Origin of the sequence: Levilactobacillus spicheri DSM 15429 (assembly GCF_001435095.1) — a bacterium.
In the GTDB taxonomy this organism is placed as follows: Bacteria; Bacillota; Bacilli; order Lactobacillales; family Lactobacillaceae; genus Levilactobacillus; species Levilactobacillus spicheri.
In genome coordinates this window covers 1-471 of the sequence record NZ_AZFC01000023.1, presented here as the reverse complement: position 1 = coordinate 471, position 471 = coordinate 1, and the positions used below count along the sequence as shown (strand labels likewise).

Here is a 471-nt window from a genome sequence, read left to right as displayed (position 1 = left end):
CAATGGCTCTAGCACCAGACGCAGCAACATTTGATTTTGTTCGGTACCTTGAACGGGCCGAACAGGCGGACACGCGCAGCGACGAGACCGTCTGTGATACTGACGGCATGCCAATGATTCTCGGTGAGCTGTACTGGGAGGCTGAAGGGCAGTACGTCCCAGCCAATCCAAATTCCATGCACCGCTACCTGGACGATCAGGCAGAAGACTACGGGAAACCAATCGACTGGGACTACGACAATCTCGCCGGTATCCTGGAAAACTACAAGGACGCGGAGGTGATCACATGGATGTGATGCGCAAACAAGCGGTCGCTGAACCCATCATCCTGGTGGCACAAGTCACCAAGCCAAGCATGGAGACCTACAGCGACCTGGTGAACGACTTGCAATCCGCTATCGAAGCGATTGACGAGCCGGGGTACCAAGTCACCGACGACGATTTGAATCGCCTATACAGTGCTAAGGACGC

2 protein-coding genes are annotated in these 471 nt (G+C 55.0%); both read left to right on the top strand.

The features are described from left to right. Positions 1-296: hypothetical protein (locus tag FD37_RS12940; protein WP_056964600.1), on the top strand; the 296-nt coding region annotated here is incomplete at its 5' end. Beyond that, the coding region (locus tag FD37_RS07750) for a hypothetical protein (protein ID WP_156652731.1) at positions 287-471 on the top strand (185 nt) is incomplete at its 3' end. The genes FD37_RS12940 and FD37_RS07750, both read left to right, overlap by 10 nt.